At 67.4% G+C, this 22005-nt stretch carries 22 protein-coding genes; 6 read left to right on the top strand and 16 right to left on the bottom strand.

The annotated features are described in order from the left end of the window. Window positions 1–5: 5 nt before the first annotated feature. The 3 genes from AC3WTD_RS10330 to AC3WTD_RS10320 form a co-directional block, all read right to left on the bottom strand. Entirely contained in the window at window positions 6–947 is a 942-nt protein-coding gene (locus AC3WTD_RS10330) for an IS1595 family transposase (protein WP_492613734.1), read from the bottom strand. 174 nt (window positions 948–1121) lie between these two features. After that, window positions 1122–2033, bottom strand: coding sequence for a hypothetical protein (locus tag AC3WTD_RS10325; RefSeq protein WP_492613733.1), 912 nt, complete (start codon window positions 2031–2033; stop codon window positions 1122–1124). Next, entirely contained in the window at window positions 2026–3096 is a 1071-nt protein-coding gene (locus AC3WTD_RS10320) for a GNAT family N-acetyltransferase (protein WP_492613732.1), read from the bottom strand. The genes AC3WTD_RS10325 and AC3WTD_RS10320 overlap by 8 nt, the downstream gene beginning before the upstream one ends. Window positions 3097–3187: 91 nt before the next feature. Between AC3WTD_RS10320 and AC3WTD_RS10315 the strand changes: the two genes are divergently transcribed. Continuing rightward, window positions 3188–3460 carry an acyl carrier protein gene (locus tag AC3WTD_RS10315; protein ID WP_027493792.1) on the top strand — a complete coding sequence of 91 codons (273 nt, stop codon included), beginning with the start codon at window positions 3188–3190 and terminating at the stop codon, window positions 3458–3460. After that, window positions 3460–4692 carry a beta-ketoacyl-[acyl-carrier-protein] synthase family protein gene (locus AC3WTD_RS10310; protein ID WP_492613731.1) on the top strand — a complete coding sequence of 411 codons (1233 nt, stop codon included), beginning with the start codon at window positions 3460–3462 and terminating at the stop codon, window positions 4690–4692. Before AC3WTD_RS10315 ends, AC3WTD_RS10310 begins: the two co-directional genes overlap by 1 nt. Before the next feature lie 320 nt (window positions 4693–5012). Here AC3WTD_RS10310 and vapC read toward each other — a convergent pair whose 3' ends face one another. The 4 genes from vapC to AC3WTD_RS10290 form a co-directional block, all read right to left on the bottom strand. After that, window positions 5013–5405, bottom strand: a complete 393-nt coding sequence (vapC, locus tag AC3WTD_RS10305; protein ID WP_027493794.1) for a type II toxin-antitoxin system VapC family toxin — start codon at window positions 5403–5405, stop codon at window positions 5013–5015. After that, entirely contained in the window at window positions 5402–5596 is a 195-nt protein-coding gene (locus AC3WTD_RS10300) for a type II toxin-antitoxin system VapB family antitoxin (RefSeq protein ID WP_027493795.1), read from the bottom strand. The genes vapC and AC3WTD_RS10300 overlap by 4 nt, the downstream gene beginning before the upstream one ends. Before the next feature lie 576 nt (window positions 5597–6172). Beyond that, window positions 6173–7576 (bottom strand): aspartate aminotransferase family protein, encoded by a 1404-nt coding sequence (locus AC3WTD_RS10295; protein WP_492613730.1) that lies wholly within the window; start codon window positions 7574–7576, stop codon window positions 6173–6175. Window positions 7577–7629: 53 nt separating this feature from the next. Continuing rightward, a complete protein-coding gene (locus AC3WTD_RS10290; protein ID WP_027493797.1) occupies window positions 7630–8331 on the bottom strand; it encodes an MtnX-like HAD-IB family phosphatase in 702 nt (233 codons plus the stop codon). 140 nt (window positions 8332–8471) lie between these two features. On the opposite strand from AC3WTD_RS10290, the gene AC3WTD_RS10285 reads away from it, so the two are divergent. After that, the gene (locus AC3WTD_RS10285; protein ID WP_027493798.1) at window positions 8472–9257 is read left to right on the top strand and encodes a MipA/OmpV family protein; all 786 of its coding nucleotides are present in this window, start codon (window positions 8472–8474) and stop codon (window positions 9255–9257) included. Between the two features lie 126 nt (window positions 9258–9383). On the opposite strand, the gene AC3WTD_RS10280 is transcribed toward AC3WTD_RS10285, so the two are convergent. After that, entirely contained in the window at window positions 9384–9698 is a 315-nt protein-coding gene (locus tag AC3WTD_RS10280) for a non-heme iron oxygenase ferredoxin subunit (protein WP_027493799.1), read from the bottom strand. Then, a complete protein-coding gene (locus AC3WTD_RS10275) occupies window positions 9695–10243 on the bottom strand; it encodes a GNAT family N-acetyltransferase (RefSeq protein ID WP_027493800.1) in 549 nt (182 codons plus the stop codon). Before AC3WTD_RS10275 ends, AC3WTD_RS10280 begins: the two co-directional genes overlap by 4 nt. A 177-nt stretch (window positions 10244–10420) precedes the next feature. Here AC3WTD_RS10275 and AC3WTD_RS10270 point away from each other — a divergent pair, with 177 nt between their 5' ends. Next, on the top strand, window positions 10421–12457 hold the full coding sequence (locus AC3WTD_RS10270; protein ID WP_492613729.1) for a M13 family metallopeptidase: 2037 nt from the start codon (window positions 10421–10423) through the stop codon (window positions 12455–12457). A 146-nt stretch (window positions 12458–12603) separates the two neighbouring features. Here AC3WTD_RS10270 and panE read toward each other — a convergent pair whose 3' ends face one another. The 7 genes from panE to AC3WTD_RS10235 form a co-directional block, all read right to left on the bottom strand. Continuing rightward, the gene (gene panE, locus AC3WTD_RS10265) at window positions 12604–13533 is read right to left on the bottom strand and encodes a 2-dehydropantoate 2-reductase (RefSeq protein WP_492613728.1); all 930 of its coding nucleotides are present in this window, start codon (window positions 13531–13533) and stop codon (window positions 12604–12606) included. A gap of 1 nt (window position 13534) precedes the next feature. Beyond that, entirely contained in the window at window positions 13535–14449 is a 915-nt protein-coding gene (gene yihG, locus AC3WTD_RS10260; RefSeq protein WP_492613727.1) for a 1-acylglycerol-3-phosphate O-acyltransferase, YihG family, read from the bottom strand. Window positions 14450–14524: 75 nt separating this feature from the next. After that, window positions 14525–15769, bottom strand: coding sequence for a cysteine desulfurase (locus tag AC3WTD_RS10255; RefSeq protein ID WP_027493804.1), 1245 nt, complete (start codon window positions 15767–15769; stop codon window positions 14525–14527). Between the two features lie 132 nt (window positions 15770–15901). Further along, window positions 15902–17221 carry a Fe-S cluster assembly protein SufD gene (gene sufD / locus AC3WTD_RS10250; RefSeq protein ID WP_492613726.1) on the bottom strand — a complete coding sequence of 440 codons (1320 nt, stop codon included), beginning with the start codon at window positions 17219–17221 and terminating at the stop codon, window positions 15902–15904. Next, the gene (sufC, locus tag AC3WTD_RS10245; protein WP_027493806.1) at window positions 17218–17970 is read right to left on the bottom strand and encodes a Fe-S cluster assembly ATPase SufC; all 753 of its coding nucleotides are present in this window, start codon (window positions 17968–17970) and stop codon (window positions 17218–17220) included. The genes sufD and sufC overlap by 4 nt, the downstream gene beginning before the upstream one ends. A 136-nt stretch (window positions 17971–18106) precedes the next feature. Beyond that, complete coding sequence (gene sufB / locus AC3WTD_RS10240; protein ID WP_185754706.1) at window positions 18107–19573, bottom strand: Fe-S cluster assembly protein SufB; 1467 nt, start codon at window positions 19571–19573, stop codon at window positions 18107–18109. An 8-nt stretch (window positions 19574–19581) separates the two neighbouring features. Next, a complete protein-coding gene (locus AC3WTD_RS10235) occupies window positions 19582–20070 on the bottom strand; it encodes an SUF system Fe-S cluster assembly regulator (protein WP_027493808.1) in 489 nt (162 codons plus the stop codon). 138 nt (window positions 20071–20208) lie between these two features. Here AC3WTD_RS10235 and AC3WTD_RS10230 point away from each other — a divergent pair, with 138 nt between their 5' ends. Then, window positions 20209–21219 carry an aminoglycoside phosphotransferase family protein gene (locus tag AC3WTD_RS10230; protein ID WP_492613725.1) on the top strand — a complete coding sequence of 337 codons (1011 nt, stop codon included), beginning with the start codon at window positions 20209–20211 and terminating at the stop codon, window positions 21217–21219. Further along, window positions 21216–21932, top strand: a complete 717-nt coding sequence (gene murU, locus AC3WTD_RS10225) for an N-acetylmuramate alpha-1-phosphate uridylyltransferase MurU (RefSeq protein WP_492613724.1) — start codon at window positions 21216–21218, stop codon at window positions 21930–21932. Before AC3WTD_RS10230 ends, murU begins: the two co-directional genes overlap by 4 nt. The last annotated feature ends 73 nt before the right edge of the window (window positions 21933–22005 follow it).

Below are 22005 nucleotides of genomic sequence, written 5' to 3'. Positions count from 1 at the left end.
CCACCTTACGCATCCAACGTTGCGAGCCGATAGCTCAGCGGCGGCGTCCGCGCCGCGGCGACGATGAGGCGCGGTACCAGGGCGGCCAGGTCGAAGCGGCGATTGAAGCGGTAGCAGAACTCGGACAAATAGCGCTGCAGGTACTTCGGACGCAGCGCATGGTAGGTGCCATGCAGCGCGTTCTTGACCTTACCCAGCACGGGGTTGACCCTCGTGAAGATGGAATGCCCCCGAATGGGGACGCCGCCGCCGGTGGGCATGGCGGTATGCGTGCAATCGGCATCGGTCACGCCCGGAAAACACTTCAGCCCATCGGGGACAACCGCCGTGCCCGGCGCCAGGTGGCGTTGGGCCCATGCCGCCAACGCCTTTTTGCGAAACCCGGCCACCTCATCCATCCGCATGGCGATGGGGGGCCCCTCGGCGGTGCACTGCACCGCCGCCACAAACGGCGTCTTGCCAGGGCTGCCGCGGCCCACGCCGCCGCCGTGGCGTTCGCCGCCCCAGTACGCATCGTCCATCATCTCGATGCCGCCCAGGACCTGCTCGCTGTCGCGCTCGACCATCGCCTGCATCAACTTGGGCTTGAGCAGCCACGCCGTGTGGTACGACACGCCCAATTGCCGCCGCAGCGCCAGCGCCGAGATGCCATCCTTGTGCTGGGTCAGCAGGTAAATCGCCAGAAACCACGTCCGCAGCGGCAACCTGGTTTCGGCGAACAGCGCGCCGCTGGTCAGCGACACCTGCCGCTTGCAGCGATTGCACGGGTACACGTCGCGACGCTTGAGATGGCCATGACTCGTATGACCGCAGTCCAGGCAGCGCCATCCCTTCGGCCAGCGTACCTTCATCAGCGCCTCGCGGCACTGCTGCTCGCTACCGTAACGGTCAAGAAAGGCCGTCAGACTCAGGCCGGGTTGGAACTGCACTTGATTCTTGGCTGCCATGGGACTTCCTCCTTCACATCAGGAGGTTGCAGCATCTACCCACGACGTATCATGGGCGGCGACAGGTGGGGAATCAGGAACTCTTTCCCTTGATGCCCCAACCTCGTGCCGTACTCCGCGAAGCTATCCGGTTGAATGGCCATCCAAAAAGGGCTTAAGTAAGTGCCATTCGAGTCACGTACTACTTTTCATACTGTTGAACTGTGCTGGCCCTAGCGTCGCGATCGCCTGCAGCAGTTCGAGGTTCAGCGTGTGCTGCTGCGCCTGCCAGTCGGCCAGTTGCACGGTGTCGATCACCGGCTGCTCGTCCAGCGCCGACAGCTTGCGCTTCCACCAACTGCGATAGCGGTAGTACGAGATCTCGCCGTTGATGTCGCTGCCGAGCAGGCCGTGGCGCAGGCTGCCGATCAGCGCCCGAGCGTGATCGAGTTGCAGGCGGCCCTGGTCCCAGTTCGTGCGCGCCACGTCGGCGGCGAACACGTCCTTGTCGATCGACAGGTAGCTCAGCGCGTTCTGCGTGCGCTGGAACTCGACGAACGCGTCGACCAGCGCCTCGGTGCTGTCGAAACCGCGGAATGCGTGCGCCAGGCCAAGCCGGCGCGACCAGCGCGTGTCCACGCCGATGCTCCAGTAGCTCAGCTTGCCGCGGCGCAGCGGCGCCAGATAGTTCTCCCACGCGTGGCCGGCGCCGATGTCGGCGGAGGTGATGCCGAGCACGTGCACGTGGCTTACCTGCGGCAGCAGCGCCACCTTGCGCACCCACGAGCCGCAGTGCACGCCGAACGGGAAGCGCATGTTGTCCGGGTGGTTGTCCAGCACCACCACCTGGAACGGCACCTTGCTGCGCACGCGTTCGATCAGCGGCCAGCTCAGATGATGGAAGTCACCGCTGCCGGTGAACACGGTGCCGTGGCGTTCGGGCAGCAGCTGCCGCAGCATGGTGCGGAAGCGTTGTATCGTCTGCAGCGAACAGCCGAAGCGGATCGACTCCTGCCAATGCTCCAGCGGCAGCACCAGGCGGCCCGGCAACGGCCCCACCGAGTTGTCGATATCCAGCACCACCGGGCGCCCCGCCAGCCTATCCATCGACCGCCTCCGCCGCCGCCTGCCAGTGGCGGTCGCTCTCGAAATGGCTGCCCAGCCGGCGCAGCAGCGCGCGCAGCAGCGGGTTGCGCGCGTACACCGCGTGGCGGGTAAAGGTGAAGCTCGCGCCGAGGAAGGACTTCACTTCCGGGTCGGTCCAGCCGGCCACGTAGTGGCTCAGGCCGCGTTCGCGCGCGTAGCCGAGGTTGTGCATCCAGCTCACGAAGTACAGGTTGTGCTCGCGCGCTTCGGGGTAGGCGAAGCCGATGTACTTGTCGACCAGCTTGCCGTCGTGTTCGTAGCAGAGGTTCCAGCCGATCATCTTGCCGGCGTGGCGGTACACGAACACCACCCCGCCGCTGGCCGCGTCCTGCAGCAGCAGGCGGAAGAATGCCGCGCTGAGACGGTCGAAGTGGATCTCGCTTTGCGCGTACACGTTGTCGAACAGGGCATGGAACGCCGCCAGCGTGGCCTCGTTGCGGAAGCAGGCGTCGCCGGTGCGCAGCGTCTCGATCTCGAGGTCGGCGCGCGAGCGCAGCTTGCGCCTGATGTTCTTGCGCCGGCCGGGCGACAGCCGGGCCAGGTACTCGTCATCCGAGCCGAAGTCGATCGGCACGAAAGCCAGCGCCTGGCCTTCCAGCAGCACGAAGCCCTGTGCTTCGCAGGCGGCGGCGAAGGCGCGCGCGTGGGCGTTCGCGGCGGCGTCCAGCAGCGGCGACTCCTGCGCGATGTCCTTCACGATCAGCAGCCGGCACTCACGTCCGAACGCAGCCTTCAGCCCCTGCGCCAGCAGCGTGGGCGACACGCCGGCGGGCAGCGGCGCGTACTCGCTCACCGTGGTGCCGGCGAAGCGGGTGCGCCAGCGCAGCAGCCGGCTCCAGCGGCGGTACAGCGGCAGCGCGGCCATGCGGCGGCGCAGCGGTGGGTCGGCAGTGGTCAGCAGGTCGAACGGCGCCACGAACGCCGGCATGCCCTGCGGCGAATGGTCCACCGCGAAGCCGTGCGGCGGCTCCAGCATGAACGCCGCGAGCAACGCATCCGGTTCCAGTTGCGAAATGAAAGGCATGAGTAAGCGAGTTTGCCTAGACTGTGCGTCAGCCTGCACGAGACACCTTGCGCGGGCCTTCCATCACTGTCTGCCACCGAAGGACATCGTCATGACCGCAACGATCCAGCAGCAGTTGTTCGAGATCATCGCCAAGCAGGCCAAGATCGACGTGGCGACGATCCGGCCCGAATCCACCCTGAAGGATCTGGGCATCGCTTCACTGGAGGCGATCGAGATGATCTTCGACATCGAGGAGCACTTCAACATCAACTTCCCCGACCAGCAGGGCGCCAACTTCGACACCGACACCGCGCAGAGCCTGGTCGACGCGGTGCAGAAGGCACTGGCCGACAAGGCCGCCGCGGGCGAAGGAAGCAAGTGATGCCCACCGTGTCGACGCGCCGGGTGGTGATCACTGGCATGGGCGCCATCAGCCCGCTTGGCGTAGGCGCCGCGGCGCTGTGGCAGGGCCTGCGCGAGGGCCGCAGCGCGATCGGCCCGCTGCGTCACGTCGACGCTGGGCGCCTGCGCGTGAAGGTCGCCGCCCAGGTACCGGAGAGTTTCGACCCCGCCGCGCACATCGACGAGCGCACCCTGCCCCTGCTCGATCGCACCTCGGAGTTCGCACTGCACGCGGCGCGCGAGGCGGTGGTGCAGTCCGGCGTGGACTTCGCCGGCGACGGCCTGGGCCAGCGCACCGCGGTGATCGTGGGCACCGGCGTCGGCGGCGAGACCACCCAGGACGAGCAGAGCCGGCGCCTGTACGCCGAGAACACTCCGCGCGCGCACCCGCTCACCATCGTGCGGCTGATGACCAACGCCTCAGCCAGCCAGATCAGTATCGCGTACGGCCTGCATGGCCCCACCTATGCGGTGGCCAGCGCCTGCGCCTCGGCCAACCACGCGATCATCCAGGCCGCGCAGATGATCCGTTACGGCATGGCCGACGCCGCCGTCACCGGCGGCACCGAAGCCTGCCTCACGTACGGCGCGCTGCGCGCATGGGAGGCGATGCGCGTGCTCGCCGACGACACCTGCCGCCCGTTCAGCGCGAACCGGCGCGGCCTGGTGCTGGGCGAAGGCGCCGGCATCTTCGTGCTGGAATCGCTGGAGCATGCGCAGGCGCGCGGCGCCACCATCCTCGCCGAACTCGCCGGCACCGGCATGAGCGCCGACGCCAGCGACATCGTGATGCCCAGCGCCGAAGGCGCCGCGGCCGCGATGCAACAGGCACTGCAGGAAGCCGAACTGAACCCAGGCGACGTGGACTACATCAACGCCCACGGCACCGGCACCCAGGCCAACGACGTCACCGAAACGCGCGCCATCCGCCTCGCCTTCGGCGCGCAAGCCGACCGCCTCGCAGTGTCCTCCACCAAGTCCATGCACGGCCACGCGCTGGGCGCCTCCGGCGCACTGGAACTGGTCGCCGCGATCGGCGCGCTGCGCGAGAACGTGGTGCCGCCCACCGCGAACCTGGACAAGGTCGACCCGGCCTGCGACCTCGACTACGTGCCGAACGTGGCGCGCGAGATGCCGGTGCGAGTGGTGCTCAGCAACTCGTTCGCGTTCGGCGGACTGAACGCGGTGTTGGCGTTGAAGCGGGCGCCCTGAGCGGCGGCGGCGCAAACAAGCCCGCCTCTCACCCGTCATTCCTGCGAAGGCAGGAATGGCAGTGCCTTAGCCTTTGTGTTGCCGCAAGCGGTATGTGTCAAGGCAGTTGTCGCCTCACCGGTCATGCGGCTTTGGGCGCGATCGGGTCGGGTCGCTCGGGGTTGAGGTAGACGGCATCATCCAGATGCTAGTTGCGTGTCGGCCCGCTCCACCGTTGCGGATGCGTCTGGCGAGCGGAATCGGGGTCAGGTTCAGTTCGCTTGAAACCGCGGCCACCTCACCTGCCCGCTGCACGCAGTCGTATCAGTACGCCAGCGTCGCTAAAAAACCGACTGCAACCCCAGGTGCACGACGAACGGCTCGAAGTCCCGGTCGCTGTGCAACAGCGTCAGTCCGTCCGTGATGCAGCGGGTGGCGATGAGGCAGTCGATCGTCTTGCGGACGGTGACGCCTTTTTCGCGCAAGGTGCGGAAATTCCGGGCGGCCTGCACTGCCGCGGCCTGGCCCCCGAGCTGCACGAGGTCGAGGCTGCCGAGCAGACGCAGAACGTCGCGGAACTCCTTGTCGCTGGTGGTCCCCTGCAGCACCTCGGTGAGAATCAGGTCGCCGATGGCCAGCGGCTCGGCTCCCAGCAGGCCATGCAGGCAATCCGTGTGCCGAGTTTCCACGCCACGCAGGTAGTCGATCCACACGCTGGAATCGACCAGGATCACGCATCCGTCCTCAGCTTTTCGAGGTTGCCCTGCCACTGAACCTTGCCGCGCAACGACTTGATCTGCTGCTGCCGCTTGAGTCGCACCAGGGTACGCAAGCCGAGCTCCACCGCCTCACGCTTGGTTTTGAGCCCCGCAGCCTTCATGGCATCGCGCATCAGCGCATCGTCGATCACGATATTGGTACGCATGTGTATATCCTCAAAATCCATACACACTCTAGCGCGGGGCGTACTGACCGTTCAAGTCATTGGGAGAAAAGGCGAAAAGTGTTCGAGACAAATAGCCATGAGTTCGCGGTGCTTCGGCTTCTGACGCGCAGGATGCGCGCCTGCTCTTCCGGGCCCCTGGGCGGCGGGTGAGGCGGGGACGAGCAGGCCGAGCAGCGGGCGTTGCCAGGAATGGCAACGCCTTTTCGCGCGGGCAGAAGCCCGCTCGAAAAGCCCGGCCCCGCCTCACGGACTTGCCGGGCAGGCGACGGCGTGGATGCCGGAGTTGAGGCAACGCAGGAGCAGTTGCCCGATGGCCGGACATGAAACAGCCACGCCAGTGACTGTTTCATGTGAGCGGGTCCGGGCGTGTATCGGACTCGCGATCGAAGAAAACCACAGGATGTGGTTTTCTTCACAAGCTCTGAGTGTTCGTGACAGCCCGATAGCTCCCGTACGGACGGTTGCCATCGCCAGGCCAGCGACTTTCAGGCGCTGGGCCCCAGCTTTCGCTGGGGCGACGGCGGTTTCTCGGGGTGCCGGAATGGCCGCAGAACCTCAGCCCTTCTTAGCCTTCGTCAGCAGCTGATCCAGCAGGCTGATCGCCAGATCGATCTCCTCGTGCGTGATGTCCAGCGAGGGCGCGAAGGTGATCACGTTCTTGTACCAGCCGCCCACGTCGAGCACCAGGCCGATCTTCTTGCCGTTGTGCGTAAGATCGCCGGCCAGGCCGATATCAACCATCTTGTCGAGTAGCGCCTTGTTCGGGGTGAAGCCGTCGTCGGTGCAGATCTCGGCGCGCAGGGCGAGGCCGAGGCCGTCGACGTCGCCGATTTCCTTGTGCTTCTTCTGCAGCTCGCGCAGGCCTTCGAGGAAGTGCGCGCCCTTCACCGGCACGCTCTTCTCGTAGTCCAGTTCGTAGCCCATCTTGATCACTTCCAGACCCAGCGCGGTGCCGAGCGGGTTGGAGTTGAAGGTGGAGTGGGTGGAGCCCGGCGGGAAGATGGTGGGGTTGATCATCTCCTCGCGCGCCCACAGGCCGGACAGCGGGTTGAGGCCGTTGGTGAGCGCCTTGCCGAACACCACCACGTCCGGCGTGACGCCGAAGTGCTCGATCGACCACAGCTTGCCGGTGCGCCAGAAACCCATCTGGATCTCGTCGACCACCAGCAGGATGCCGTACTGGTCGAGCACCTTCTTCAGGCCCTTGAAGAAGCCCATTGGCGGGACGACATAGCCGCCGGTGCCCTGGATCGGCTCGACGTAGAACGCGGCGTACTCGCACTGGTTCGTTTTCGGATCCCACACGCCGTTGTATTCGGTTTCGAACAGGCGGGCGAACTGGTTCACGCAGCTGTCCGAATACTCCTCGGGGGTCATGCCCTTCGGGCGGCGGAACGGGTACGGGAACGGCAGGAACATCGCGCGCTCGCCGAAGTGGCCGAAGCGGCGGCGGTAACGGTAGCTGGAGGTGATCGACGAGGCGCCCAGGGTACGGCCGTGGTAGCCGCCCTCGAAGGCGAACATCAGGCTCTTGCCGTTCTTGTAGTTGCGCACCAGCTTCAGCGAATCCTCGATCGCCTGCGCGCCGCCCACGTTGAAGTGCACGCGGCCGTCCAGGCCGAACTTCTTCTTCGCATCCAGCGCCACCGTCTTGGCCAACTCGATGCGGGTCTGGTGCAGGTACTGGCTGGCGACCTGCGGCAGCAGGTCGATCTGGCGCTTGAGCGTGTCGTTCAGGCGCTGGTTGCCGTAGCCGAAGTTGACCGCCGAGTACCACATCTGCAGGTCGAGGAACGGCGTGCCGGCGGTGTCGAACATGTAGCTGCCTTCGCCGTGGCGGAAGATCTTCGGCGGGTTTACGTAGTGCACGGTGTCGCCGAACGAGCTGTACTTGGCCTCGTCGGCAAGCAGCTTGGCGTCGTCAATCACCACGGAAGCGTTCTTGTCGAAAACATTCATCGGAAATCCGGAGTCGGTAAGCGGAATGGAAAAGGCGCGCGGGCCGGCAGCGATCAGGCCAGCACGGCCGACGCCGGCACGGCAGGACGATCGAACAGGCTGCCGTCGAGCAGTTGCGGCAACAGCTCAAGCGCATCCTCGAAGCCGGTGATCGGCATGTAGGGAATGCCGGCGGCGCGGCAGTGCTCGATCAGGCGATGCTTGGCGAACACGAAGTCGACGCGGTCGGCGGCGCAGAAATCGGAGGCGCCGTCGCCGATCAGCAGGGTCTTCGCGCCGCTGCTGCGGGCCTTCGCCACGCAAGCGCACTTGCAGGTGCCGCTGCGGCAGCCGTCGGCCTGGAACGGCGAGGTCAACTGCCACTGTTTCGGCGGGGTGGCCGGCGCCAGGTGGTTCGCCGCCAGCGGCAGGTCATCCAGACCGTAGCGGGCAAGGATGCGGTGGATGGCGTAATCGAGGCCGTCGCTGACCACGCGGACCGGCACGCCGAGTTCGCGCGCCTTCGCCACGAAGCCGGGAAAGGCGTGATCGATCCACATCTCGCGCAGATGCTCGTCCAGCTCGGCGCGGCTCATCTGCAGCAGGTCGACCTGGCCGGCCATGCATTCGCGCGAACCGATGCGGCCGGCGCGCCAGTCCTGCTCCAGCACTTCCCAGCCGGGGCGGCCGAAGCGGTCGAGCAGCGAGTCGATCACGTCCTCGACGGAAATGGTGCCGTCGAAATCGCACAAAATGGTCCAGCTGGAAACGGGCATCGTCGGCACGCATTGCATGAAGATGCTGTGCAGCCTAGGAAAGCTGTCTTTCGGTGCCCTTTCCCCTTCCGGAACGGACGCTGAGCGCGCACCCCGCATCCTCCGCCACAGTGCGCCGGCAGCCCGTATGCTGCCGCCTCATGTCGAACCGTCGCGCCATTCCGTTGCAACTCGGCCTACTGCTGGCTGCTGCGTGTCTGTCGTGGTCGCCGCGCTGCAGTGCGGCGGCCAACCCGGAGATGTTCGCCCTCGGTGCCGGCGTGCAACGCATGCCCAGTTGGCCCGGCGCCAGGAACCAGCACAGCGAGCCGGTGCCGTACCTCGACATCGAACTGCCCGGCCACGGCAGCTTCTCCACGCTGGACGGGCTGCAGGTCGAGCTGATCCACGGCGATACATGGCGCGGCGGCATCCATGGCGATTACCAATGGGGTCGCTCGCGTGACGACCTCGGCAGCCTGGGCGGGAAGATTGCGTCGCTGTCGCCTCGGATCAACCTGGGCGGCTACCTCGAATGGCAGATCAGCCGGCAGGTCGACGTCGGCGGCAGCCTCAGCCACGACATCAACGGCCCCGGCGCCTACCTGAAGCTGTACGCCGAATGGGATCCGCCGTCGATCGGCCCGATCGAGCCATCCTTCGAGCTGCGCTGGCAGGCGATGAACGCGCCAGCGATGAACCGCTTCTTCGGTATCGACCCGCAAGCCGCACGCGCCTTGTCGGTACCGGTGTGGCAACCCGGTGCCGGCAGCCAGCTGGCCTCGCTGGAGTGCGACCTGTTCATGCCCATCGGCCGGCATACCGGCGTGGCGCTGGCGCTGGTCTACGGGCGCCTGCTCGGCGGCGCCGCCGACAGCCCGCTGGTCACCCGCTACGGCTCGCGCACGCAGCTGACGGAGTCACTGGCGTTCGTCTACCACTTGTGAGGCCATGCGCGCTGCCGGCAAGGCCGGCGCCAACCACGGCATCAGCAGGCGAGTACCGCCACCCACGGTTCCTCATGGCCACCGCTGCCCTTTGCTGTCGGCAAAACCCCGGCGGCGCGCAGCGTGTCAGCGGTCGTCGCGGGTCCAGATCGCGCCGTCTTCCTCGCGCACGGGGAAGCTGGCGATCGGTTCGTAGGCCGGCGGCTTGGTCACCGCACCGGTGCGCAGGTCGAAGCGCGCGCCGTGGCGCGGGCACTCCACCTCGAAGCCGAACACCTCGCCGCCGGCCAGGTCGCCGCCGTCGTGGGTGCAGATGTCCTCCACCGCGTACAGCGCGCCGTCGAGGTTGTACACCGCGATCGGCGTGTCGCCGTCCCACACCACCTTGAACTCGCCCGGCAGGAAGTCGCTGCGCGTGCCGACGCGGACCCAGTCGTTCATGCCGCGACCTTGTCGAAGTCCTTGCGCAGCACTTCGAAGCGCAGGTCGTCGCGGCGGGGGATGCCGAAGCGCTCGTCGCCGTAGGGAAACGGCTGGTACTCCCCGGTGCGCCGGTAGCCACGGCGGCCGTACCAGGCAATCAATTCGTCGCGCTGCACGATCACCGTCATGCGCATGCCGCGGCAATGCCACTCCTCGCGCGCGACGCGCTCGGCCTCGGCCAGCACCAGCTTGCCCAGGCCGCCGCCCTGCCCGGCCGGATCGACCGCGAACATGCCGAAGTAGCCGGCCTCGCCCTGGCGCTCGATATGGCAGCTGGCCATGAGCTGGCCATCGCGTTCGGCCAGCACGATGCGGCTGCCGGGACGCTCGATCAGCCCCCGCACATCAGCCGCGTCGGTGCGCTGGCCGTCCAGCAGGTGCGACTCGGTGGTCCAGCCGCGCCGGCCGGATTCGCCACGGTAGGCGGATTCGACCAGCACCACGATGGCGTCGACGTCGGCCATGGTCGCCGCGCGGAAAACGAGAAGGTTCTGGGTGCTCATCGCCGTGATGATAGTGCGACGTCCGGCGCGCACACCATGACCTGGAACAGACGTTCCGGGCATGACCTTCGACACTGGGCAGTTCGCCGGCCGCCTGCCTAGCCTGCGGGGATCGCAATTTATTGCGACAGCTGCACCGACCGGACGCCCGCGTCCCCGACCCGAAGGAAACTCTCCATGAAGCACCGTTGCATGAAGCCGCTGGCATTCGCCCTGGCGATGACGCTGGGCGGCAGCGCGCTGGCCGCCTCCACCACCGCTTTCAATGTGAGCGAGCTGGACAGTTCGATCAAGGCCTGCACCGACTTCAACGGCTTCGTCAATGCGAAGTGGGTGGCCGCCAACCCGATTCCCGCCGACCGCACGCGCTGGGGCTCATTCGACGCGCTGCGCGAGGACAGCCTCAATGTGCAGCGCCGAATCGTCGAACAGGCCGCGCGCGAAGCGGCTACCGCCAAGCCGGGTTCGATCGAGCAGAAGATCGGCTACCTGTACGCCTCCGGCATGGATGTAGCGACCATCGAGCGGGCCGGCTTCGATCCGGTCAAGCCGCAGCTGGCGCGCATCGACGCACTGAAGAACCGCGCCGACGTGGTGGCCTATATCCGCAACAGCTACGCCCGCGGCGAGCCGGTGCTGTTCCGCTTCTCCGGCAACGCCGACTTCAAGGATTCCAACCGGCAGATCGCCTACGCCGGCCAGGGCGGCCTCGGCCTGCCCACCGTCGACTATTACGCCAAACCCGACTTCGCGAAGATCCGCACCGCCTACGTCGCGCACATCGCGAAGCTGCTCGAACTGACCGGCGTCGGCGCCGCCGGGGCGCAGCAGCAGGCCAAGGCGGTGCTGGCGTTCGAGACCCGCCTCGCCGCCGTGTCGCTACCGCCGGTGGAAATGCGCAACCCGAACAACCGCTACCACTACGTCGGCATCGCCGAGGCCGATCGGGTGACGCCGGACTTCGATTGGGCCGCGTTCTTCAAGGTGCAGGGCGCCGACGTTAAGGACGGCTTCTCGCTGTCGCAGCCGAAGTTCTTCGCCGAAGTGCAGAAGATGCTCGGCGACGTGCCGCTGGCGCAGTGGCAGGCCTACCTGCGCTACCACGCGATCGCCAACGCGGCACCGTACCTGTCCACACCGTTCCAGCAGGAGGACTTCGCGTTCAACGCGCAGACCCTGAACGGCCAGAAGGAGATGAAGCCGCGCTGGAAGCGCGTGCTCGACGCCACCAACGATGGCATGGGCATGGCGCTGGGCCAGCTGTACGTGGCGGACAACTTCTCGCCGACCTCGAAGCAGCGCGCCGAGGAACTGGTGGCCAACCTCAGCGCAGCCTTCCGCACGCGCATCGAGCAGCTCGAGTGGATGAGCGACACGACCAAACAGAAGGCGCTGCAGAAGTGGGCGACCTTCGTACCGAAGATCGGCTACCCGGACAAGTGGCGCGACTGGTCCGGCCTGGCGCTGACGCCGGACAACTACTTCGGCAACGTGCAGGCGGCAAACAAGTTCAACTACGACTACGCCATCGCCAAGATCGGCAAGCCAGTCGACCGCACCGAATGGGGCATGACCCCGCAGACGGTGAACGCCTACTACAGCGCGCAGAAGAACGAGATCGTGTTCCCGGCCGCAATCCTGCAGCCGCCGTTCTTCGACGCGAACGCGGACGACGCGATCAACTACGGCGGCATCGGTGCGGTGATCGGCCACGAGATGGGCCACGGCTACGACGACCAGGGCAGCAAGTTCGACGCCCAGGGCAACAACACCAACTGGTGGACCGATGCGGACCGCACGGCGTTCGAGGCGCGCACCGCCAAGCTCGGCGCGCAGTTCGACGGCTACGAGGCGCTGCCCGGCAAGCACGTCAACGGCCAGCTCACCATGGGCGAGAACATCGGCGACCTGGGCGGCCTCAACGCGGCGTACACCGCGCTGCAGATGGCGCTGGCGAAAAACCCGGCCGCGGCCCGGCGCAAGATCGACGGCTACACCCAGGACCAGCGCTTCTTCCTCAACTGGGCGCGCGTGTGGCGCGGCAACATCCGCCCGGAGGCACAGCTGACCCTGCTCAACACCGACCCGCACGCACCGGCGAAATTCCGCGCGATCGGCGCGCCTTCGAACATGCCGGAATTCGCCAGGGCGTTCCGGTGCAAGACGGGTGACGCGATGGTGCGCGACGGGGCGAGGCAGGTGAAGATCTGGTAAGCCAGTGCACCTGAGTCACCCGAAGCCGCGGCCGCGAGGTCGCGGCTTTTTTCATGCATGCAGCTGCGTAGGGCGGGCACTGCCCGCCGGCCTTTAATGCGATGACCGAGAGCGGCGGGCATTGCCCGCCCTACGGAACCTGGCTGTCATGCTGCCGACGAGCGGCGCGCTTCGTAGACCTTCAGATGGGCGTAGACGGTCGCCAGCAGCGAGCGTTCGTCGCGCGAGCGGTCGGCGCGGGCCAGCAGGTCGCCGACGATGTGGTCGGCTTCGATCGGGTGGCCGTGCCGCAGGTCGCGCAGCATCGAGGCGGTCAGCGTGGAGCCGGCCTCGGTCAGCACGTGGCGGGCGCGCTGCAGGGTCTGCTCGCTGGGCGCATGGCCGGCGCGCCCGGCCACCGCGCAGCAATCCTCCAGCAGATCCAGCGCCGCGGCGGTGCCGCCCGGCGCCGCCACGATCTCGCCCACCGAGCCGCGCATCAGGCAGGTGATGCCGGCCAGCGTGGCCAGGAAAATCCACTTGTCCCACATGTCCTGCAGCACCGTGCTGCTCGGGCGCGCGTCGAAGCCCGCGTCGGACAAGGCCTGCGTGATCCGCTGCATGCGCGCGGAGGCGCTGCCGTCGCGCTCGCCGAAGGTGAGGCTGTGCGAGGTGTTGAGGTGGCGCACGCTGCCGTCCTCATCGAGCGTGGCGGCGATTACGCACTGCCCGCCCAGCACGTGTTGGGCGCCGAAGCGCGCGTCCAGCAGATCTAGCTGGCGCATGCCATTGAGCAGCGGCAGGATCGTGGTGTCCGGCCCCACCGCCGGCGCGATGTCGGCCATCGCCTGTTCCAGGCCGTACGCCTTGCAGCTCAGCAGGATCAGCTCATAGGGTTCGCGCAGGCCGCTGGCCAGCACGGTCGGCGGCGACGGCAGCGCCGTGTCGCCGGTGGCGCTCTTGATCGACAGGCCATGCCGCGCCAGCTGCGCCGCGCGCTTTTCATGCACCAGGAACGTCACGTCACGGCCGTGCTCCAGCAGGCGGCCGCCGAAGTAGCCGCCGGTGGCGCCGGCGCCTACGATCAGAATACGCATCTCAATCTCCCGTCGGTGCGGCGTCCGCCGCCGTCAGCATGCGCGCGATCCGCTCATCCTTCTCGCGCCACAGTCCATTCACCCACAGCTTGACGCGGCCGCGAAACGCGGGGTCGTCGTCGTAGCTGCCCACCAGGCCGGTGTCGATCGGCAGCTCGCACACGTGCACGCGGATGTCGTGCACGCGGCCGGCGATCAGATCCATCATCGTGCGGGGACCTTCCGGATAGACGATGGTGACGTCGAGGACCGCATGCAGCGCGTCGCCCATCGCATCGAGCACGAACGCCAGGCCGCCGGCCCTGGGCCGCAACAAATGCCGGTACGGCGAGGACTGCGCCGCGTGTTTGGCCGGCGTGAAGCGGGTGCCCTCGACGAAATTCATCACCGACACCGGCATGTGGCGAAACTTCGCGCAGGCGCGGCGGGTGGCGTCGCGGTCCTTGCCCTGCAGTTCCGGATGCCTCAGCAGAGTTTCCCGCGAATAGCGCTTCATGAACGGAAAATCCAGCGCCCACCAGGCCGGGCCCAGCACCGGCACCCAGATCAGCTGCTGCTTGAGGAAGAAACGCAGGAACGGGATGCGCCGGTTGAACACCTTCTGCAGCACCGGGATGTCGACCCAGCTTTGGTGGTTGCACAGCACCAGGTAGTTGCCGTCGCGACGCAGGCCGGCCAGGCCCTCGACCTCCCAGCGGATGCAGGTGAACAAGCCGAACAGGAAGTTGTTGACCCCGATCCAGCTCTCCGCAATCGCCACCAGCGCGCGCGAGCAGGCTTGCCGCACGACGCGCGCCGGCACGACCAGCTTGACCAGGGTGAGCAGGAACAGCGGCAGCACGTGCAGCAGGATGTTGATGGCGAGCAGCAGCATGGCCAGCGGGATGCGGATCGGGCCGGGAAGCTTGGCGAGCATGGGGTCGGTCGTGGCGGATGGAACGGGAAGCATAATGCCCACCGCCACAGCAAGACCATGCGGTGCTGCGCCATTTCACAGCAGCAGCTTGCGCACCTTGAGCAAGGCCACCACGAACGCGTCGATCTCCTCGCGCGTGTTGTAGAACGCCAGCGAGACGCGCAGCGTGGCCGGCACGCCGTAGAACTGCATCAGCGGATGCGCACAGTGGTGGCCGGAGCGCACGGCCACACCCTGCAGGTCGAGCAGGGTGGCCAGGTCGGTGGCCTGCGCGCCTTCCAGCAGGAACGAGATCACCGGCTCCTTCTCGGCCGCCTCACCGATGATGCGCAGGCCTGGAACCTCGCGCAGGCGCTCGGTGGCGTAGTGCAACAGCTGCTGCTCCCAGGCATGGATGGCCTCGAAACCCACGGAGGCGTAATAGTCGATCGCCGCCGACAGCCCGACGAAGCCGGCGATGTTCGGCGTGCCGGCCTCGAACTTGTGCGGCGGCGCGGCGAAGGTAGTGCCGCTGAAGCGCACCTCGCGGATCATCTCGCCGCCGCCGAAGAACGGCGGCATCGCCTCCAGGTGTTCGCGTTTCGCCCACAGCGCGCCGGTGCCGGTGGGGCCGAGCATCTTGTGCCCGGTGACCGCGTAGAAATCGCAGCCCAGCGCCTGCACGTCGACCGGCCGGTGCGGCGCCGCCTGCGAGCCGTCGACCAGCAGCGGGATGCCGCGCTTCCTGCATTCGCGCGCGATCTCGCGCACCGGGTTCACCGTGCCCAGCACGTTGGAGACGTGGGTGACGCAGGCCAGCTTCACTTCCGGCGTCAGCAGCTCGACGTACTTCTCCACGATCAGCTCGCCGCGCTGGTCGATCGGCGCCGCCTTCACCGTGGCGCCGCTACGCGCCGCCACCAGCTGCCACGGCACGATGTTGGCATGGTGCTCCATCACCGTGGTGAGGATGCTGTCGCCGGGCTTCAGCTGCGGCAGTGCGTAACTGTAGGCCACCAGGTTGATCGACTGGGTGGTACCGGTGGTGAGGATCACCTCGTTGCGCGACGGCGCATTGAGGAAGCGCGCCAGCCGGTCGCGCGCGCTTTCGTAGGCAGCCGTGGCCTCCTCGCCCAGCTGGTGCACCGCCCGCGCCACGTTCGCGTTGTGCTCGCGGTAATGGTGGTCCACCGCCTCGATCACCGACAGCGGCTTCTGGCTGGTGTTGGCGTTGTCGAAATACACCAGCGGCTTGTCGTGCACGCGTCGCGCCAGCAGCGGGAAATCCGCGCGGATGCGCTGGACGTCGAAGACGGTGGGCGTGCTGGCTTGTGCGTTCATGCAGAGAGTTCCGGTTGGGACTCCCTCCCCTGCCTGCAGGGGAGGGCTGGGGTGGGGTCAGCTCTTGATCTTAAAGTCAGAAGCCTTACCCCTCCCAGCCTCCCCCTGCGCAGCAGGGGGAGGAGAAAGGCATCAGGCAGGTAATTGCGCGATCAGCAACGCCGACAGGTGCTCGCGCAGCGCCCCGCTCGGCAGATCGTCCAGCACCGCGCGGCAGAACGCGGCGGTCAGCAGCGCGCGCGCCTCGGCCAGCGGGATGCCGCGCGAGCGCAGGTAGAACAGCGAGCGCTCGTCGAGCTGGCCCACGGTGGCGCCGTGCGCGGCCTGCACCTCGTCGGCGTAGATCTCCAGCTCCGGCTTGGTGTCGATCTCGGCGCCCGGCGACAGCAGCAGGTTCTTGTTGTTGAGGTTGGCATCGCTGCCGTCGGCGCCGGGCGCCACCACGATCGCGCCGCGGAACACGCCGCGCGCGCGGTCGCTGGCGACGCCGCGCCAGGTGGAGGTGGAGGTGGTGTCCAGCGCCTGGTGACGAATCGCCAGCTGGGTATCGACGTGCTGGCGGCCGTGCGGCATGAACGCGCCGCGGGTATGCAGCTGCGCCCCGTCGCCGACCAGCTCGGCCTGCAGGTCGTGCCGCACCAGCGCGCCACCCAGCTCCAGCACATGCAGCTGCATGTGCGCACGCGCATGCAGGCGCAGGCCGCTGCGGCGGATCAGGTTGGTGGCGGTCGCGGCGTTCTGCAGCACGACATGGTGCAGTTGCGCGCCTTCGTGCAGCACGAAATCACCGACCAGGGTGGCCAGCTGGGCCTGCTCGCCGCTGCCCACATGATGTTCGACCAGCTCCAGCGAGGCGCCTTCGCCCAGCTCGACCAGGTTGCGCGCATGCCAGGCCAGCTCGGCGTCCGCGGCGGCGCCGACGAAGACCAGCTGCACCGGCGCGGCAATCCTGGCGTGCGCGGCAACCCTCAGCACCACGCCGTCGGTGGCGCTGGCGGCGTTGACCTGCACGAACGCATCGCCGCCCTCGCGGACGTGCCCGACCAGGGCCGGCCGCGACAAGGCGAACCGCAGCGGCTCCGCGTCGTCGCGCAGGGCCTGTGACAGCGGCTGCAGCAAAAGCCCGTCGGGCAGTGCGGTGGCGGTCGACAGATCCGCCCGGAACACGCCGTTGACGAACACCAGCCGCGGCCCATCCACGCCCGGCAGGGCGAACGCGGCCGCATCGACGTCGCGCGTGGCCGCCGCTGCGTCGCCAGCGGCAAAGCGGCGCTGGGCAAGCCCGCGCAGCGCGGTGTACTTCCACGCCTCGACCCGCGCGCCGGGCAGGCCGCCGGCGGCGAACGCGGCGCGGTGCTCGCGGCGCGCCTCATCCAGCCAGGCGATGCCGCTGGTCGGCAGGGGCGCGTCCAGCAACGAGGCGCCCAGCGGCGTGGAGGCCGACGGGTTCATGCCACCGCCCCCGTGCCGAGCCCGGCGTAGCCGTGTTCCTCCAGCTTCAGCGCCAGCGACTTGTCGCCGCTCTCGACGATGCGGCCGTTCGCCAGCACGTGCACGAAATCCGGCACCACGTAGTCGAGCAGGCGCTGGTAGTGGGTGATCATCAGGAACGCGCGGTCGGGCGAGCGCAGCGCGTTGACGCCCTGCGCCACCTGCTTCAGCGCGTCGATGTCCAGGCCTGAATCGGTCTCGTCGAGAATCGCCAGCTGCGGCTCCAGCACCGCCATCTGGAAGATCTCGTTGCGCTTCTTCTCGCCACCGGAGAAGCCCTCGTTGACCGCGCGGTGCAGCAGCTCGTCGGAGATCTGCATCACCTTCAGCTTCTCGCGCACCAGCTTGAGGAACTGCATGGAATCGAGTTCCTTCTCGCCACGCGTCTTGCGCTGTGCGTTCAGCGCCGCGCGCAGGAAATAGGTGTTGTTGACGCCCGGGATCTCCACCGGATACTGCAAGGCCAGGAACACGCCGGCCGCCGCGCGCGCTTCCGGCGAAAGCTGCAGCAGGTCGATGCCGTTGTAGGTCACCGTGCCGGCGGTCACCTCGTAACCGTCGCGGCCGGACAGCACATTGCCCAGCGTCGACTTGCCGGCGCCATTCGGGCCCATGATCGCGTGCACCTCGCCCGCGTTCACGCTGAGGCTGAGCCCCTTGAGGATTTCCTTGCCCTCGACGCGGGCATGCAGGTTTTCGATTTTGAGCATGGTGATTCCTGATCTTGAGCCCCTCTCCCCTTGGGAGAGGGGTTGGGGTGAGGGTTCGGCTGGAACGGAATACCCGCTCCGCCCGTACCCTCATCCGCCCTGCGGGCACCTTCTCCCGGAGGGAGAAGGAAAAATGTCAACCGACGGCGCCTTCCAGCGAGACTTCCAGCAGCTTCTTCGCCTCCACCGCGAACTCCATCGGCAGTTCGCGGAAGACCTGCTTGCAGAAGCCGTCGACGATCATCGACACGGCGTCTTCCTCGCCGATGCCGCGGCTGCGGCAGTAGAACATCTGCTCGTCGGAGATCTTCGAGGTGGTGGCCTCGTGCTCGACGATCGCGGTGGGATTCTTCACTTCCATGTACGGGAAGGTGTGCGCGCCGCACTTCTTGCCGATCAGCAGGCTGTCGCACTGGGTGTAGTTGCGCGCACGCTCGGCGCCCTTCTCCATCTTCACCAGGCCGCGGTAGCTGTTGGAACTCCTGCCGGCGCTGATGCCCTTGGAGACGATCTTCGACTTGGTGTCCTTGCCGAGGTGGATCATCTTGGTGCCGGTATCGGCCTGCTGGAAGTGGTGGGTCAGCGCTACCGAGTAGAACTCGCCCACCGAGCGGTCGCCGCGCAGCACCACGGAAGGGTATTTCCAGGTGATCGCCGAACCGGTTTCCACCTGGGTCCAGCTGATCTTGGAATCGTCGCCGCGGCAGTCGCCGCGCTTGGTGACGAAGTTGTAGATGCCGCCCACGCCGTTCTCGTCGCCGGGGTACCAGTTCTGCACGGTGGAGTACTTGATCTGCGCGCCTTCCAGCGCCACCAGCTCGACCACCGCCGCGTGCAGCTGGTTCTCGTCGCGCTTGGGCGCGGTGCAGCCTTCGAGGTAGGAGACGTGGGCGCCTTCCTCGGCCACGATCAGGGTGCGCTCGAACTGGCCGGTGTTCTGCGCGTTGATGCGGAAATAGGTGGAAAGTTCCATCGGGCAGCGCACGCCCCTGGGGATGAACACGAAGCTGCCGTCGGAGAACACCGCCGAGTTCAGCGCGGCGAAGAAGTTGTCGCCGGTGGGCACCACGCTGCCCAGGTACTTCTGCACGATCTCGGGATACTCGCGGATCGCCTCGCTCATCGAACAGAACAGCACGCCGGCATCGGCCAGCTGCTTGCGGAAGGTGGTGCCGACCGAGACCGAGTCGAACACCGCATCCACCGCCACACCGGCCAGCGCGGCGCGCTCATGCAGTGGCACACCGAGTTTCTCGTAGGTTTCCAGCAGCGCCGGGTCGACCTCGTCCAGCGACTTGGGCTGCTTCTTCGGCGCGGCGTAGTAGCTGATCGCCTGGTAGTCAATCGGGTCGATGTTGAGCTTGGCCCAGTCCGGCTTCGGCATGGTCAACCAGTGGCGATAGGCTTCGAGCCGCCACTCGGTCATCCACTCCGGTTCACGCTTGACCGCGGACAGCGCGCGGATGGTGCCTTCGTCCAGACCCGGCGGCAGGCCGGTCATCTCGATCTGGGTGACGAAACCGGCGCTGTAGCTGCGGCCAAGGACCTCGGCCACGCCCGCGTTGTCGCGCAGTGTGGCGGCGGTGCTGCTCTGATTGTTCATCATCTCGTTCATTCGGTGGTGACCCGGCGGGCTTTCGCCGGCATGGCGATGTCGCCCAGCGGCACGGCGGCGATCCGGCGCGGCGGCCGTGGCGGCTGCGGCTTGAGCATGTCGGTCAGGCTGACCGCACGCAGCGCGTTGTCCAGCACGTTGTTGACCAGTTGCCAGCTGCCGCGCACACCGCACTGCGATTCGCGTTCGCACTGGCCTTCGGCCACGCTGCATTCGGTCATGCCGATCGGCCCTTCGATCGCCTCGACGATCTCAGCCAGCGAAATCTCGCCGGCCGGCCGGGCCAGCCGGTAGCCGCCGTTGACGCCGCGGAACGACTCGACCAGCGCGGCATGGCCGAGCGCCTTCAGCAGCTTGCTCACGGTGGGCAGTTCCAGCCGCGTCTCGTCGGCGATCTGCACCGCGCTGAGCACCTCGGCCGGGTGCGCGGCGATACAGGTCATCACCACGGTGGCGTAATCGGTGAGTCGGCTGACGCGGAGCATGGGCTCGGGCTGGGTCGGTTGAATCGGGACTAAAATGGTACTGATTCGATGCCGCGCGGTCAATGCCGCGGTGTTCGACGCCTCGTCACGACGCCGGTGGATCGCTAAGCTGGCGCCATCCCGTTGCCCACGCTTGTCATGACCCCGATTGCCGATCGCGCCGCCGCCCGCCTCGCCTGGACCCGCCACGTGCTGGATGACGCCAGCCTCACCCTGCAATCGGCGTCTTCCGACGCCAGTTTCCGCAGCTACTGGCGTACCAGGCACGGCGGGCAAAGCTGGATCGTGATGGATTCGCCGCCGGAGCGCGAAGACCCGCGGCCGTGGCTGGCGATCGGCGCGCGGCTGGCCGCTGCCGGACTACACGTGCCGGCGGTGCGGGCGCACGACCTGCAGCAGGGCCTCCTGCTGATCGAGGATCTCGGCTCGCGGCTGTATCTGGCCGAGTTGAACGACGCGAACGCGGACAGACTCTACGGCGACGCGATGGACGCGCTGCTGACGATGCAGGCGAAGGTGGCCAGCGACGACCTGCCACCGTTCGACCACGCCGTGCTGGTGAGCGGGCTGAAAGTGATGCCCGAATGGTTCCTGCAGCGCCACCTCGGCCACCCGCCGAGCTGCGAGGAATGGGACGTGCTGGAAGCCGCCTTCGGCGTGATCGTGCGCAACGCGCTGGCGCAGCCGCGCCGCTTCGTGCACCGCGATTTCCACAGCCGCAACCTGCTGGTGACGGAGGCGAACAACCCGGGCATCGTCGATTTCCAGGGCGCGCTGCACGGCCCGATCAGCTACGACCTCGCCTCGCTGCTGCGCGACGCCTACATCGCGTGGCCGCGCGCGCGCGTCGAGGACTGGGTGGAGTCCTACCGGCAGCGCCTGCTGGGCGCCGGCGTGATCGACGCCAGCGTGGACGCCGCACGCTTCCTGCGCTGGTTCGACCTCACCGGCCTGCACCGCCACGTACGCGTGCTGGGCCAGTTCTATCGGCTGTGGTACCGCGACGGCAAGCCAGGCTATCTCAAGGATGTGCCGCAGGTGTACCGCTACGTGATCGAGGTGGCGCGCCGTTACCCCGAGCTGGCCGAGTTCGCCGCGTTGCTGCAGCGGCATGCGGCCGGCCGCGACCTCACGCAGGTCGCCGCATGAGGCACGCGCTGATCTTCGCCGCCGGCCTCGGCGAGCGCATGCGCCCGTTGACCGAGCACACGCCCAAGCCGCTGCTTCGCGTGGGCGGCAAGCCGCTGATCGCATGGCACCTGGAAAAGCTGGCTGCGGCCGGCGTGCACTACGTGGTGATCAACACCTCGCATCTGGCCGAACAGTTCCCTGCCACGCTGGGCGACGGCTCGCGCTGGGGCCTGCGCATCCGCTACGCCTACGAAGGCCCCACACCGCTGGAAACAGGCGGCGGCATGCTCAATGCACTGCCGCTGCTGGGGCCGGAGCCGTTCCTGGTGGCAAGCGGCGACGTGTGGTGCGACGCGGATTTCGCCGCCCTGCCCGCCGAGCCGCGGGGCCCCGCGCATCTGCTGATGACCGACAACCCCGCGCATCACCCTCGCGGCGATTTCCGGCTGGACGCCGCAGGCCAATTGCACGACGACGGCGAACCCCGACTCACCTACAGCGGCATCGGCGTGTTCCGCCGCGAGCTGCTGGACGGCTGGCGCGAGGCTGTCGGCGCTGCGTCGGGCGTCGAGGCCAAACCACCGCGCTTCAAGCTGCGGCCGCTGCTGGAAACGGCGATGGCGCATGGAAAGATGGACGGTTCGCATCACCGTGGCACGTGGACCGACGTGGGAACCCCGCAGCGCCTTGCCGAACTGGAAACCTGGCTGTCATCCCCACGGCTTCCGTAGGAGCCCGCTGGCGGGCGATGCTTTTGAAGCTGGGATTCGGGATTCGGGATTCGGGATTCGCAAGAGCAAAAGC

Source organism: Rhodanobacter sp. FW106-PBR-R2A-1-15, from assembly GCF_058789735.1.
This window is presented reverse-complemented; position numbering and strand designations above follow the sequence as displayed.